General features: G+C 58.0%; 12 protein-coding genes. All 12 read right to left on the bottom strand.

All coding sequences use genetic code 11. The annotated features are described in order from the left end of the window. Positions 1-37 precede the first annotated feature (37 nt). Positions 38-2476 carry a ribonuclease R gene (gene rnr, locus C1Y43_RS10795; RefSeq protein ID WP_021509757.1) on the bottom strand — a complete coding sequence of 813 codons (2439 nt, stop codon included), beginning with the start codon at positions 2474-2476 and terminating at the stop codon, positions 38-40. Between the two features lie 16 nt (positions 2477-2492). Next, positions 2493-2936 (bottom strand): nitric oxide-sensing transcriptional repressor NsrR, encoded by a 444-nt coding sequence (nsrR, locus tag C1Y43_RS10790; protein WP_021509758.1) that lies wholly within the window; start codon positions 2934-2936, stop codon positions 2493-2495. Between the two features lie 195 nt (positions 2937-3131). Next, positions 3132-4430 carry an adenylosuccinate synthase gene (locus C1Y43_RS10785; protein ID WP_104188201.1) on the bottom strand — a complete coding sequence of 433 codons (1299 nt, stop codon included), beginning with the start codon at positions 4428-4430 and terminating at the stop codon, positions 3132-3134. Positions 4431-4605: 175 nt separating this feature from the next. Then, entirely contained in the window at positions 4606-4806 is a 201-nt protein-coding gene (locus C1Y43_RS10780) for a DUF2065 family protein (RefSeq protein WP_031280157.1), read from the bottom strand. 57 nt (positions 4807-4863) lie between these two features. After that, a complete protein-coding gene (gene hflC / locus C1Y43_RS10775; RefSeq protein WP_021509761.1) occupies positions 4864-5868 on the bottom strand; it encodes a protease modulator HflC in 1005 nt (334 codons plus the stop codon). A gap of 3 nt (positions 5869-5871) precedes the next feature. Then, positions 5872-7107 carry an FtsH protease activity modulator HflK gene (gene hflK, locus C1Y43_RS10770; RefSeq protein WP_021509762.1) on the bottom strand — a complete coding sequence of 412 codons (1236 nt, stop codon included), beginning with the start codon at positions 7105-7107 and terminating at the stop codon, positions 5872-5874. 79 nt (positions 7108-7186) lie between these two features. After that, positions 7187-8467, bottom strand: coding sequence for a ribosome rescue GTPase HflX (hflX, locus tag C1Y43_RS10765; protein WP_021509763.1), 1281 nt, complete (start codon positions 8465-8467; stop codon positions 7187-7189). 80 nt (positions 8468-8547) lie between these two features. Continuing rightward, the gene (hfq, locus tag C1Y43_RS10760) at positions 8548-8862 is read right to left on the bottom strand and encodes an RNA chaperone Hfq (protein WP_010618006.1); all 315 of its coding nucleotides are present in this window, start codon (positions 8860-8862) and stop codon (positions 8548-8550) included. A gap of 110 nt (positions 8863-8972) precedes the next feature. After that, positions 8973-9914: a tRNA (adenosine(37)-N6)-dimethylallyltransferase MiaA gene (gene miaA / locus C1Y43_RS10755; RefSeq protein WP_031280158.1), complete on the bottom strand. Its 942-nt coding sequence runs from the start codon at positions 9912-9914 to the stop codon at positions 8973-8975. Continuing rightward, a complete protein-coding gene (mutL, locus tag C1Y43_RS10750; RefSeq protein ID WP_104188199.1) occupies positions 9907-11766 on the bottom strand; it encodes a DNA mismatch repair endonuclease MutL in 1860 nt (619 codons plus the stop codon). Before mutL ends, miaA begins: the two co-directional genes overlap by 8 nt. 42 nt (positions 11767-11808) lie before the next feature. Beyond that, entirely contained in the window at positions 11809-13464 is a 1656-nt protein-coding gene (gene amiB / locus C1Y43_RS10745) for an N-acetylmuramoyl-L-alanine amidase AmiB (RefSeq protein ID WP_369974312.1), read from the bottom strand. After that, entirely contained in the window at positions 13464-13940 is a 477-nt protein-coding gene (tsaE, locus tag C1Y43_RS10740; RefSeq protein WP_058775731.1) for a tRNA (adenosine(37)-N6)-threonylcarbamoyltransferase complex ATPase subunit type 1 TsaE, read from the bottom strand. Before tsaE ends, amiB begins: the two co-directional genes overlap by 1 nt. Positions 13941-13942: the final 2 nt, after the last annotated feature.

Here is a 13942-nt window from a genome sequence, read left to right as displayed (position 1 = left end):
CGCTGACGCACCTGGCCGCTGGCGGGTGAAGAGGCCATCAGGCTTCGCTGGCCTTCTTCTTCACTGCGCGCTTCGCCTTGGTTGCGGCGGCGATTTTACGGGTTTTTTCGGAGACTTTTTTGCTTTTTTTCTCGCTTTTATTCGCCGCAGCCGGCTGCTTCTCACCGCGGAAAGCGGCGTCCGGCTCAAAGTTGCCCTTGCGACCCGCATCGCGACGCCGCTTCGCCGGTGGCTTGCCGCCACGCTTCTCACGCTCGCGCGCGGTTTTCCCTTCACCGCGCGGTACGCGTTTGCTGGAGATCAGCGCGAAATCGATCTTGCGCTCATCCATGTGCACCGCGTCAACGCGCACTTCCACCGCATCACCCAGACGGTAAGTGCGACCGCCGGATTCACCAATCAGACGCTGCCCCACCGGATCGAAGCGATAGTAATCATTGTCCAGCGTGGAGACGTGCACCAGGCCATCAATGAACAGATCGTTGAGGCGAACAAAGAAGCCAAAGCCGGTCACGCTGGAGATCACGCCGTTGAATACGTTACCCACCTGATCCTGCATAAAATCACACTTCAGCCAGTCGGCCACATCGCGCGTCGCTTCGTCGGCACGGCGTTCAGTCATCGAACAGTGCTGACCCAGCTGCAGCATCTGCTGCATATCGTAGTGATAACCACCGGTTGGCGTGGTGTTGCCTTTTACCGTGCCCTGCTCTTTGGCCAGCAGGTACTTGATGGCACGGTGCAGCAGCAGATCCGGATAGCGACGGATCGGCGAGGTAAAGTGCGCATACGACGCCAGCGCCAGGCCAAAGTGGCCGCGGTTTTCCGGATCGTACACCGCCTGCTTCATCGAACGCAGCAGCATGGTTTGCAGCATTTCAGCATCCGGACGGTCGGCAATCTGCGTCAGCAGATCGGCATAATCGATCGGCTGCGGTTTCGACCCACCCGGCAGGCTGAGACCCAGCTCGCCCAGCACGGTACGGAAGCTGGTGATGCTGTCTTCGCTCGGGCGATCGTGATCGCGGAACAGCGCCGGCTCCTGATGTTTCTCAACGAAACGCGCGGAGGCGATGTTGGCCAGAATCATGCACTCTTCAATCAGCTTGTGCGCATCGTTACGTACGGTGCGCTCCACGCGCTCAATGCGACGCTCAGCGTTGAAGATGAATTTGGCTTCGTCGGTTTCAAACGAGATGCCACCGCGCTGTTCACGGGCGGTTTCCAGCACCTCATACATACGGTGCAGCTCTTCGAGGTGCTTCACCTGCGCCGCATACTGTTCACGCAGCTCCGGGTTGCCCTGCAGAATGCTCCACACTTTGTTGTAGGTCAGACGCGCATGTGAGTTCATCACCGCTTCGTAATGTTTGAAGCCGGTGAGTTTACCGCTGGCCGAGATGGTCATCTCGCACACCATGCACAGGCGATCCACCTGCGGATTGAGCGAGCACAGGCCGTTCGAGAGGATCTCCGGCAGCATCGGTATCACCTGCGACGGGAAGTAGACCGAGGTGCCGCGCTGCTGCGCTTCGTTATCCAGCGCGGTGCCGGGACGCACGTAATAGCTGACGTCGGCAATCGCCACCCACAGGCGCCAGCCGCCACCGCGTTTTTTCTCGCAGTAAACGGCGTCATCGAAGTCACGCGCGTCTTCACCGTCGATGGTCACCAGCGGCAGTTCACGCAGGTCGACGCGGCCTTTTTTCGCCGATTCCGGTACCTGCTCTTTCAGTCTGGAAATCTCTTTCTCGACTTCTTCCGGCCATGAGTGGGGAATTTCATGGGTGCGCAGCGCCATATCCACGGCCAGACCGGTGCCCATGTTGTCGCCGAGAATTTCAGTAATTTTGCCGATGGCTTTGCTGCGGCGCGTCGCGCGCTGCACGATCTCCACCACCACCACCGATCCCATGCGCGCATTCAGCGTCTCTTCCGCCGGGATCAGAATGTCAAAACTCAGACGGCTGTCGTCCGGTACCACGAAGCCGGTGCCGGCATCGGTGAAGTAGCGGCCAACAATCTGGCTGTTGCGCGGTTCCAGCACGCGTACCACGCGCGCTTCACGCCGCCCTTTGCGGTCGGAGCCGCCCGGCTGGGCGAGGATGACATCACCGTGCAGGCAGAACTTCATCTGCTCCGCCGAGAGGTAGAAGTCATCTTTCTGACCATCAACGCGCAGGAAGCCGTAGCCATCGCGATGGCCAATCACTTTGCCGCGCAGTAAATCCAGACGCTCCGGCAGGGCGTAGCACTGGCGACGGGTGAACACCAGCTGGCCGTCACGCTCCATGGCGCGCAGGCGGCGACGCAGTGCTTCAAGCTGATCTTCGCTGGTGATGTTTAACTCTTCGGCGATCTCTTCGCGACTCGCCGGCTTTTCACGCTTTTCTAATAGCGCGAGGATAAATTCCCGACTGGGAATAGGATTTTCGTACTTTTCAGCTTCTCTATCCTGAAAGGGATCTTTTGACATTACGGTTCCTCCGATGTCATTTATGTGGAATTGCCACCGGCGGTTCGGACAATAAGATGTGGTAAAGCGAATCGTTGTTTTGCACCAGGTCGGCGAGCGTATATTTATCCAGTTCCTGCAGGAACAGCTGGACCGCATTATTCAGCGCGCTACGCAGGCGACAGGCGGGATTTATCGCACACTCTTTACAGTTTACCAGCTGCAAAGGCTCCATTTTTCTCACGACATCGCCAATGACGATTTTTTCCGGGTCCATGCCTAAACGAATTCCGCCGTTTTTACCGCGTGTCGCGGCAACAAAGCCGGCCCGGCTCAGTTGATTGATGATTTTAACCATATGGTTACGCGATACCCCGTAGGTATCGGTGACTTCGGTAATGTTGGTCTGCTGACCTTGCGGCAATGTCGCCATGTAAATCAGGGCGCGCAGACCGAAATCGGTAAAACTTGTTAGCTGCACATGTACCTCAGTGAATCATCGATATTGTTGTTATAACGCCCGTGAGCGCTTCGATTAACATTGATGATAAACCAGTGTGGAAAACCCGGAGCGCTTTTTTCCTGCAACTCCCGAAACCAGCAGGAAAAAATGAAGTGAGCGGAGTCAAAGAGCAGATAAACGAAGGCCGGACAGTGTCCGGCCTGCAAAACGTGATTAAGCGTCGAACGGATCGCGCAGAATCATGGTCTCACTACGGTCGGGACCGGTTGAAATAATATCAATCGGCACGCCAGTCACTTCTTCAACACGTTTGATGTAATCACGTGCTGCCTGCGGCAGGCCTTCCAGTGTTTTAACACCAAAGGTGTTTTCACTCCAGCCCGGCAGAGTTTCATAAATCGGCTCGATGCCTTCCCAGCCTTCTGCCGCCAGCGGCGTGGTGGTCATCTCGCGGCCATCCGGCATACGGTAACCGACGCAGATTTTCACCTCTTTCAGGCCATCCAGCACGTCCAGTTTGGTCATGCAGAAGCCGGACAGGGAGTTGATCTGCACCGCGCGGCGCACAGCTACCGCATCCAGCCAGCCGGTACGACGACGACGGCCGGTGGTGGCACCGAACTCGTTACCTTTCTTACACAGGAACTCGCCGGTTTCATCAAACAGTTCGGTCGGGAATGGACCGGCACCGACGCGGGTCGAGTAAGCTTTGACGATGCCCAGCACGTAATCCACGTAGCGAGGACCGATACCTGAACCGGTCGCCACGCCACCAGCAGTGGTGTTGGACGAAGTCACGTACGGATACGTACCGTGGTCGATATCCAGCAGCGTACCCTGTGCGCCTTCGAACATGATCAGGTCGCCACGCTTACGCGCGCCGTCCAGCAGTTCAGACACGTCAACGACCATGCCGGTCAGGATGTCGGCCACCGCCAGTACATCGCTCAGCACTTTATCGTAGTCTACTGCATCTTCTTTGTAGTAGTTCACCAGCTGGAAGTTGTAGAAATCAACGATCTCTTTCAGCTTCACGGCGAAGGTTTCTTTGTTGAACAGGTCGCTGACGCGCAGACCGCGACGGGCAACTTTATCTTCGTAGGCTGGGCCGATACCACGACCGGTGGTACCGATAGCTTTGGCACCGCGCGCTTTTTCACGCGCCAGGTCCATCGCCACATGGTATTGCAGAATCAGCGGACAAGCTTCAGAGATCAGCAGACGTTCACGTACCGGCACACCGCGCGCTTCCAGACCGTTCATCTCTTTCATCAGGGCTTCAGGCGACAGCACAACACCATTACCAATGATGCTGGTGACGTTTTCACGCAGGATGCCAGAGGGAATTAAGTGGAGGACGGTTTTCTCACCGTTGATGACAAGTGTATGGCCTGCATTGTGGCCACCCTGGTAACGCACAACATATTTCGCGCGTTCAGTCAGAAGGTCTACGATCTTACCTTTACCTTCATCACCCCATTGGGTGCCCAGTACGACGACGTTCTTACCCATTTTCTAAAATCACCGATTGCTTAAAAATGGATTCTACCATCGGATTTTCACTCTTTCAGCACTTTTAGCATACGATTGCGCTGTTTTTTGCCTGAGTTTTGATCACTACAACATGTTGGGGGCAATGCTCTGCAGCAGACACAATTTAGCCGTGCGGCAGCGCGCAGATTATTGCTCAGCCATTCGCGTGCGTGCTCAGCATGGCGTAAATCACCACGCCCGCCACCACCAGCCCGCCGCCAAAACGGTGCAGTATACGGTCCGGTAACTGCGTCATCGCCAGAATCATGCGACGCCACAGACGCGGCAGCAGCATCGGTCCTAATCCCTCCAGCACCAGCACCAAAGCCAGCGCCATCCAGACGGTTGTGTTCATTCTGTTTTCCCAAAAAAAAGGCCGACATCAGTGTCGGCCTCAAGGTTATAACAGTTATTAACGCGAGACGTTAGTTGGCGCCTTCATATAGCGGAAGAAATCGCTATCCGGGCTCAGCACCATCACGTCCTGATTGTCCGCGAAGCTGTTCTCATAGGCACGCAGGCTGCGGATAAAGGCATAGAAATCAGGATCCTGGCTGAAGGCGTCAGCGAACAGCTTGGCCGCTTCACCATCCCCTTCACCACGGCTGATCAGCGCCTGACGCTGCGCTTCTGCCAGCGTACGGGTTACCTGATAATCGGCCTGAGCGCGCAGTTTTTCCGCCTCTTCCTGACCCTGTGAACGCTGACTACGTGCTACCGCTTCACGCTCGGCGCGCATACGGTTGTAGATCGCGTCCGACACTTCGGTCGGCAGGTTGATCTGCTTGATGCGCACGTCGACCACCTGAATACCCAGCGCCGCCATACTGTTCGGGTTTGGCGCCGGCTCATTGCTGTTGGTCTCACGCTCAACGCGGGCTGCCGCGCTGGCAATCGCATCGTCAGCGGCTGGCGTCTGCACTTCGTCGTCATTGCCGGCACTGCCGGTGTTCAGCGCATCGCGCACGTCGGTGGTCAGACGGCCACGCGAGTCGGTGACGATGTCTTTCACATCAAGACGGCCCATTTCTGAACGCAGACGGTCGCTGAACTTACGTTTCAGCAGCACTTCCGCCTGAGAAACGTCGCCACCGCCGGTCGCAAGGTAGTAACGGCTGAAATCGCTGATGCGCCACTTGATGTAAGAGTCCACAATCAGGTCTTTCTTCTCTTTGGTGACGAAACGATCGGCCTGGTTATCCATGGTCTGGATGCGCGCATCCAGCGACTTCACGGTTTCAATAAACGGAATTTTGAAGTGCAGGCCCGGTGCGTACACCTGCGGCTTGTTCTCATCATCACGCAGTACTTTACCAAAGCGCAGCACGATACCGCGCTGGCCTTCCTGCACCACGAACAGTGAGGCGTACAGCACCACCAGAACAACAATAATTACGGCGATGATTGGCTTACGCATCGATTACTCCCTCCCTTCGCGCTGGGTATCGTTACGCAGCGCATTGGCGCGACGCTGATCCATGATGCTGTCCGGACTGTAGGATGAAGTGTCGCCGCGGCCGGCATTGCTGCCCGGTGACGACGGTAACTTCATCAGATTGGCATTGTTCTGACCGCTCTGGCCGCCTGCCTGGCCGCCACGCATCAGCTGATCCAGCGGCAGCACCATCAGGCTGTTGCCACGGTCGTTAACCAGCACTTTGCGGGTATGGCTGAGCACGCGCTCCATGCTTTCAATGTAGAGACGTTCTTTGGTGATCTGCGGTGCGGCTTTGTACTCCGGCAGCAGACGCGCGAACCGCGCCACTTCACCCTGCGCTTCCAGCACAGTCCGCTCTTTGTAGGCTCGCGCCTCTTCAAGAATACGCTGCGCCTGGCCGTTAGCACGCGGCTGCACTTCGTTGGCGTACGCTTCAGCTTCACGCACGTACTGCTCGCGGTTTTCGCGGGCGGCAATCGCATCGTCAAACGCGGCTTTGACCTCTTCCGGTGGACGCGCCGCCTGGAAGTTGACGTCAAGCAGCGTAATACCCATGTTGTAAGGACGAATGGTTTCGTCGATTTCACGCTGGGTATCGCTACGCACGACGGTACGGCCTTCGGTGAGGATACGGTCCATGGTCGAGCGGCCAATCACGCCGCGCAGCGCGCTGTCAGTAGCCTGACGCAGGCTGTCATCGGCACTGGTCACCGCATACAGGTAGCGCTCCGGATCGGTCACGCGGTACTGCACGTTCATCTCCACGCGCACCACGTTCTCGTCCGAAGTCAGCATCACGCCAGACGCCGCCAGCTCACGCACCGCTTCGACGTTGACGGCCCGCACCTGATCGATAAAGGTCGGTTTCCAGTTGAGGCCAGGCTCAACCAGATGGCTGAATTTGCCGAAACGCGTCACGACCCCGCGTTCCGCTTCTTTAATGGTGTAGAAACCACTGGCTGCCCAGATGACCACTGCCGCCACGGCGACAATGCCAACCAGTTTGCCACCGCTGCCGCCGCTGCGCTGGCCGTTATCGCTCTGTTTGCCACCGCCCAGTCCGCCGAGTTTTTTACTCAGCTTACGGAAGATATCATCCAGATCAGGAGGTCCCTGATCGCGACCTCCTTTATTTCCCCCAGAGTTGCCGCCTTGGTTATTGCTGCTTCCCCACGGGTCGCGGTCCTGTCCGTTATTTCCGGGCTGATTCCACGCCATGTCTCTACTCCATTTATTGTATATAAGTTTACCCTGCCACGTGCCGGGCACGTCTTGGGGTAAATGAGTTGGGCAACGGTCAAACAATATAACTGGCGAGCTGCGGTTCCTGCTTGCACAAGCGGCGCCAGTCAACAATCGGCATTCGCACCTGCAAACCTACGCAGCCATCTTCTTCATTCCACTCTTTTTCAATCGCCTGCAGCTGATAGAAGCGGCTGCGCAGGCGGCCCGCTTCCGGCGGCAGACGTAAATCATACTGCGCCACTTCACCGGCTAAGCGCTCGGACAGCGCCTGCCACAGCAGCGGCAAACCGGCACCGCTCTGCGCCGACAGCCACACGCGCGTCGGCCGGTTTTCTTCGTCGCGATCGATACGCGGCTCAAAGCCATCCAGCATATCGATCTTGTTCATCACCAGCAGCACCGGAATCTCATCGGCTTCAATCTCTGCCAGCACTTCGTTTACGGCGTCGATGTTGTCATTGACGCGCAAATCCGCGGCGTCAATCACGTGCAGCAGCAGCGACGCCTGACGGGTTTCCTGCAGGGTGGCTTTAAACGCCGCCACTAAGTCATGCGGCAGGTGACGGATAAAGCCTACCGTATCCGCCAGCACCACTTCGCCGACATCGGCCACATTCAGGCGGCGCAGCGTCGGGTCCAGCGTGGCGAACAGCTGGTCGGCAGCATATACGTTGGCTGAAGTGATGGCGTTGAACAGGGTGGATTTGCCGGCGTTGGTGTAGCCCACAAGGGAGACGGTCGGCACATCGGCTTTCGCACGCGCCTGACGTCCCTGCTCACGCTGTTTTTCCACGCGTTCAAGGCGGGACAGAATCTGGCTGATGCGGCCGCGCAGTAAGCGACGGTCGGTTTCCAGCTGGGTTTCACCCGGTCCACGCAGGCCGATACCGCCTTTCTGCCGCTCAAGGTGTGTCCATCCGCGCACCAGACGGGTGGCAAGATGGCGTAACTGTGCCAGCTCGACCTGCAATTTCCCTTCATGGGTGCGGGCGCGCTGGGCAAAAATATCGAGAATTAAGCCGGTGCGATCGATTACGCGACATTCGCACAGCCGCTCAAGATTACGTTCCTGAGCAGGGGATAAGGCATGATCGAATAAAACGACCGATGCTCCACTCGCTTTCACCGCATCGGCAATTTCAACTGCCTTTCCTTCACCGACAAAATATTTGGGATGTGGCGCTTTACGGCTGCCGGTAATCACTTGCAGCGCATCGACGCCCGCAGAAGAGACAAGAGTTTCAAACTCCTGCAAATCTTCCAGCTCTTTGTCTTGGGAGAACCAGATGTGTACCAGTACGGCCTGCTCACCGGCATCATAACGGTCAAACAAGCTATAACCTCGCTAAAATAAAATAACCAGGACGGGAAAACGCACTCGCTCCCCAGCCCTGGCTTTACGGCCGTGCAGAATTACTCTGCGTTATCGCCGTCTTGTTGTGGCTGCGACTGAGCGCCCTGGTTGCTTCCGCCATGGTGGTAGTTACTGCCACCGCTGCCGCCCGCGTTGTTGCTATGGTGCGAAACCGGACGAGAAGGAACCACTGTAGAGATGGCGTGCTTATACACCATCTGGCTTACCGTGTTTTTCAACAGAATGACGAACTGATCAAAGGATTCAATTTGTCCCTGCAGCTTAATACCATTCACCAAATAGATCGAAACCGGTACACGTTCACGACGCAATGCGTTCAAAAACGGGTCTTGTAATGATTGCCCCTTAGCCATTCTATCTTTTCCTTATATGCTTGTTGTTTGTTACTTTGTGAACCGTGGTTCAGAAAAACTGCGTAAAAATTTGCGCACGATAACGGACCAATTGTACACAATCATCCCTGCTACGCACTAACAACCTGAAGCACCGCATTACGCGCTAATTCTGGCGCGTCACTGTCTAACCAGTGGACGTCGGGCCAGCCACGTAACCAGGTCATCTGGCGTTTAGCGAGCTGCCGGGTGGCGCAAATTCCCCGATAAACCATTTCGTCGTAATCGATTTCGCCAGACAGATAAGACCACATCTGACGGTAACCAACACAGCGAATGGAAGGCATGTCCGTATGCAAATCACCTCGTGCAAACAGTGCCCGAGCCTCCGCTTCAAAACCTGACGCTAACATCTGGTCGTAACGCAACGCGATGCGCTGGTGTAACAGTTCACGGCTCGCCGGAGCGATAGCAAACTGGTACACATCGTAGGGTAACGCTTCACCGGCCGTTTTTGTCAGTTCCGTTAAAGTTTTACCCGAAATAAAAAAAACTTCCAGTGCTCGCGAAAGTCTCTGCGGATCATTCGGATGAATACGACTACCGGCGACCGGATCGATTTCACACAGCTGGCGGTGCAGGGCTTCCCAGCCTTTTTCCGCCGCCATTTGCTCTATTCGCTGACGCACTTCCGGATCGGCCGAGGGCAGCGGCGACAATCCTTCCAGCAACGCTTTGAAGTAAAGCATGGTTCCACCAACAAGCAGCGGAATCTTACCTTTTTGGGTAATCTCCGCCATTTCTGCCAGCGCATCGCGACGAAACTCAGCAGCGGAATAGCTCTCCGCCGGGTCGCGAATGTCCAGCAAGCGATGGGGTGCCTGCGCCAACTCCTGTGCCGACGGTTTCGCCGTGCCAATATCCATCCCGCGATAGATTAAGGCAGAGTCAACGCTAATAAGTTCCACCGGAAGTTGCTGGCGCAGCGCAATGGCTAATGCCGTCTTACCGGAGGCGGTCGGCCCCATCAAAAAAATTGCCTTTGGCCGGCTAGCCTGGTTCAGTTCACTCATGCTTCAACGCGTTTAGCGCGCTCTCAATCTCAAGGGTCTGTAACAGACCTGAAGGCGGCGATTTCAGCAGATGCGGACAGAGCCGTTCGAGCTCTGCCAGCAGCGTGATCGCCTGCGAGTGATTCCAGTGAGGTTCTGCCGCATCGTCGCGTCGCGCCAGCCACTGGGCCAGTGCGGAAGCAGAAACCTCTTGCTGCCGGGCGAGATAGCCTAACAGGTCTGGAATCAAGATTTGTAAATTTTGTGTTCGTAACGGTAAAGGGACAGCGCGCAGCGTCACATGCTGTCCTTCCCGTTGTAAATCAATGCCCATCTGGCTTAACAGCGCCGCCTGGGCATCAATCACGCTTAACTCTTCGTGAGCGATTTTCAGCCGTACCGGGATCAGCAGCGGCTGCGGTTTGAGCCCCTCATCGCCGGGTTGCAGCTGGGCCTGTTTGAGCCAGCGCGCCGCCACGCTTAATGACAGCAGCTGCAACGTCTCCCCGCGCTCCAGCAGCGCATAGCGCTCGCGCACCACGCTGAGCACCCGGCCAAAACTTTGCATATGGGCGGCCAGCGGCGCTTCACGCGCGGGTGCCGGGCGTGGCGCGGGCGCGGGTTCAGCGGCCGGTGCGCGTGGCGTCTCCGCCGCCGGTGTTTTTATCAGCTGCTGATAAACCGCCCCTTCACGCGCGCGATAGCCCGACTCTTTCGGCTGCCACTGGCCGCCCGTGCCGCCAGATGCCGCACTGCCACCGCTGCGCGCACCGGTTGCCGGCTGGGCAAAGTGATTCGCCCCGGCGGCCTGGCGGTTCTCAGGCTGCCACTGCGGCGGTGGCTCTTCGGCATGGGCCAGCGGCAATTCGGTGCTGCGACTGGCCTGCAGCACGCTCATCACGCCCTGCCAGATAAAGTCATGCACCAGACGCGACTGATGAAAACGCACCTCATGCTTCGCGGGATGCACGTTGACATCCACCTGGTGCGGGTCAATCTCCAGATACAGCACATAGGCTGGCTGCTGATCTTCACCGAGCTGGGTTTGATAGGCCTGGCGGATGGCGTGATTAATCAGCTTGTCGCGCATCATGCGACCGTTAACGTAGCAGTACTGCAGGTCGGTAACCTGACGCGACCCCGCCGGATCGGCCACCCAGCCGCGCAGCGCCAGATCGTCGTGCTGCCAGTCAATGCGCAGCGCGTGCTGCATGAAAGGCGTTCCGCAGATGGCACCCAGACGCCGCTCGCGCTGCGCCTCCTGCGTCACGCCGCGATACTGGCGCACCAGCTTGCCGTTGTGCGTCAGCGAAATGGCAACGTCGAAACGCGCCAGCGCAATGCGGCGAATCACCTCATCAATATGGGTGAACTCGGTCTTTTCGGTGCGCATGAATTTACGGCGGGCAGGCGTGTTGTAGAACAGATCGAGCACTTCCAGCGAGGTTCCCACCGGGTGGGCGGCGGGTTTGACCGTCACCGCCATATCGCGCCCTTCGGCATAGGCCTGCCAGGCTTCCTGCTGATCGGCAGTGCGCGACGTTAGCGTCAGGCGCGACACCGAGCTGATACTCGCCAGCGCTTCGCCGCGAAAGCCGAGGCTGACAATCGCCTCCAGGTCATCCAGCGAGGCGATTTTGCTGGTGGCGTGGCGGGCCAGCGCCATCGCCAGTTCATCTCTGGCAATGCCGCAGCCGTTGTCGCGGATGCGGATCAGCTTTGCACCGCCCTTCTCAATATCGACCTCAATGCGCGTCGCTCCGGCATCAAGGCTGTTTTCCACCAGCTCTTTTACGACCGAGGCCGGGCGCTCAACCACTTCGCCAGCGGCAATCTGGTTCGCCAGCTGAGGCGGTAAAATCTGTATTGGCATGGTGGTGATCCTTATCAGGTATGGGCTGCGCGCAGCCCCTCATCAGGATTGTGGAATCTTTAAATTTTGCCCCAGCATCACGTTGCTCGACTTCATGTTATTCGCCTGCATGATGGCTTTCGGGCTGACGCCGTACTTCGCGGCAATCGCCGTCAGCGAATCACCGCGCACCACTTTGTGCCGCGCCGGACGGCTGGCCGCGCTGCTGACGCTGGAACCGGCCGGCACTTTCAGCCGCTGGCCGACCCACACCACATCGCGCTTCAGGTTATTCAGCTCGCGCAGCGTCGCCATGCTGACACCGTATCGCGCGGCAATGCCGGACAGCGTCTCGCCGCGCGTCACGGTATGGCGCTGGGTAGCACCGGTGTACTGCACGGTGCCGGTCGCCGGGTTGCTGGCGACGCTAACCGCTGGTGCGCGATCCAGCGGCCGGTTTTCCTCCTTTGGGACCGATTGCAGCGGATGTGCAAGGAAATAGTTACGCAGTCCTTTGTAAATCGACTGGGCAATCTTTTCCTGATACGCGCTGCTGCCTAGCAGCCGCTCCTCCCCGGCGTTACTGATAAAGCCGGTTTCAACCAGTAAAGAAGGGATGTCCGGCGAACGCAGCACGCCGAGGCTGGCATGTTCCGGCAGACGCTTGTGCAACGGCGTCACGCCGCGCAGCTGCTGCAGCACTTTAACCGCCACGTCATAGCCGACGCGCTGTGAATGGCCAAACTGCAGATCCAGCACCGCCTGGCTCAGGTAGGGATCGGCCTGGCTGTTCGCCAGCAGATCGCCCGCGCCGCCCAGCAGCTCAGACTGTTTCTCTTTCTGCTCCAGCCAGTTAGCCATTTCGCTGTTGGCACGACGGTTGGACAGCACCCAAACCGAAGCCCCGGTGGCAGAGTGATTCGGTGCGGCGTCGGCGTGAATCGATACCAGCAGGTTAGCGTTCTCTTTACGCGCCACCTCGGAACGGCCCATCACCGAAATAAAGTAGTCGCCGTTACGCGTCAGCACCGGTTTAAACATCGGGTCCTGATCCATCAGCGCCTTGAGCTTCCGCGCGATGGCGATGGTGACATTCTTTTCATGTAAGCCGTGCTGGCCCGACGCGCCAGGATCCTGACCGCCGTGTCCGGCATCAATCGCCACGATCACCGCATCATTACGGCTGACAGCACCGCCCGGACGTACCGTGGTGTTGCTGCTGGTCACCGCCGTCACCGGATTGGCGTTGAACGGATTGCCCTGGCTGGTTGTGGCGCTGTCGCTCTGGCGCGCACGCGTCACCGGTGCCGCCGCGGTGCTGCGCCTGGCCGGCTGAGTGCCGCTGATGGTGAAGACCACGCGATACTGATTGCCGTCGCGCTGCGTACTGGCGCGCGTTTTCGCCGCCTGGGTCAGCTCAAACACCAGCCGGATGCTCTGCTTATCCTTTGGCTGGCTGTTACGAATCCGTTTAACGATGTTTTCGCCGCTAAAGTTGAGCGGCAGCCCCTGAATATTGCCGCTCTGGCGAATATCCAGCACCACCCGGTTCGGGTTGTGTAGCGGAAAGAAGCCATACACCGGCTGACCGTTGAAGCTCAGGGTCACCGTCGCCTGGCTGTCGCCGTTATCGACTTTGATATCCGATAGTGTCGCGGCCAGCGCCGACGAGGAGAACAGACACAGCAGGGCGAGCATCATCCCGGTAACGCGTGACATCATGCCGGTTCCCTGCCCTGCTGAAACTGCTGCAGCAGCGTGTCGCCGAGCGGCGAATGCGCGCGGATTTCCGCTGCGCGCGCGCTGGCAACGTAGCTTAGCGTCAGTGCCAGATCCGGCTCTGGCAGCACACCCGCGCCCTGCTGCGGCCACTCAACCAGGCACAGCGCGTCGCCGCTGAAGTAGTCACGGATGCCCATAAACTCCAGCTCTTCCGGGTCGGCGAGGCGATAGAGATCGAAATGGTACAGGCTGCGGTCGCCCAGTTGATAGGGCTCAACCAGCGTATAGGTTGGACTTTTGACGTTGCCCTGATGGCCAAGCGCCTGCAAAAAGCCGCGGCTGAAGGTGGTTTTACCGGCACCCAGATCGCCATACAGATAGATCACCACCGCGCTGCTGCAAACGCGGGCCAGTTGCGCACCCAGATTCAGGGTTGCCGCCTCATCGGGCAAAGGAATAACACAGGTCTTCATGC

It is taken from the genome of Pantoea sp. ICBG 828, assembly GCF_002928355.1.
GTDB lineage: Bacteria > Pseudomonadota > Gammaproteobacteria > Enterobacterales > Enterobacteriaceae > Pantoea > Pantoea dispersa.
The sequence above is the reverse complement of the archived record's forward strand: the minus strand, read 5'-3'. Positions and strand labels throughout refer to the sequence as shown.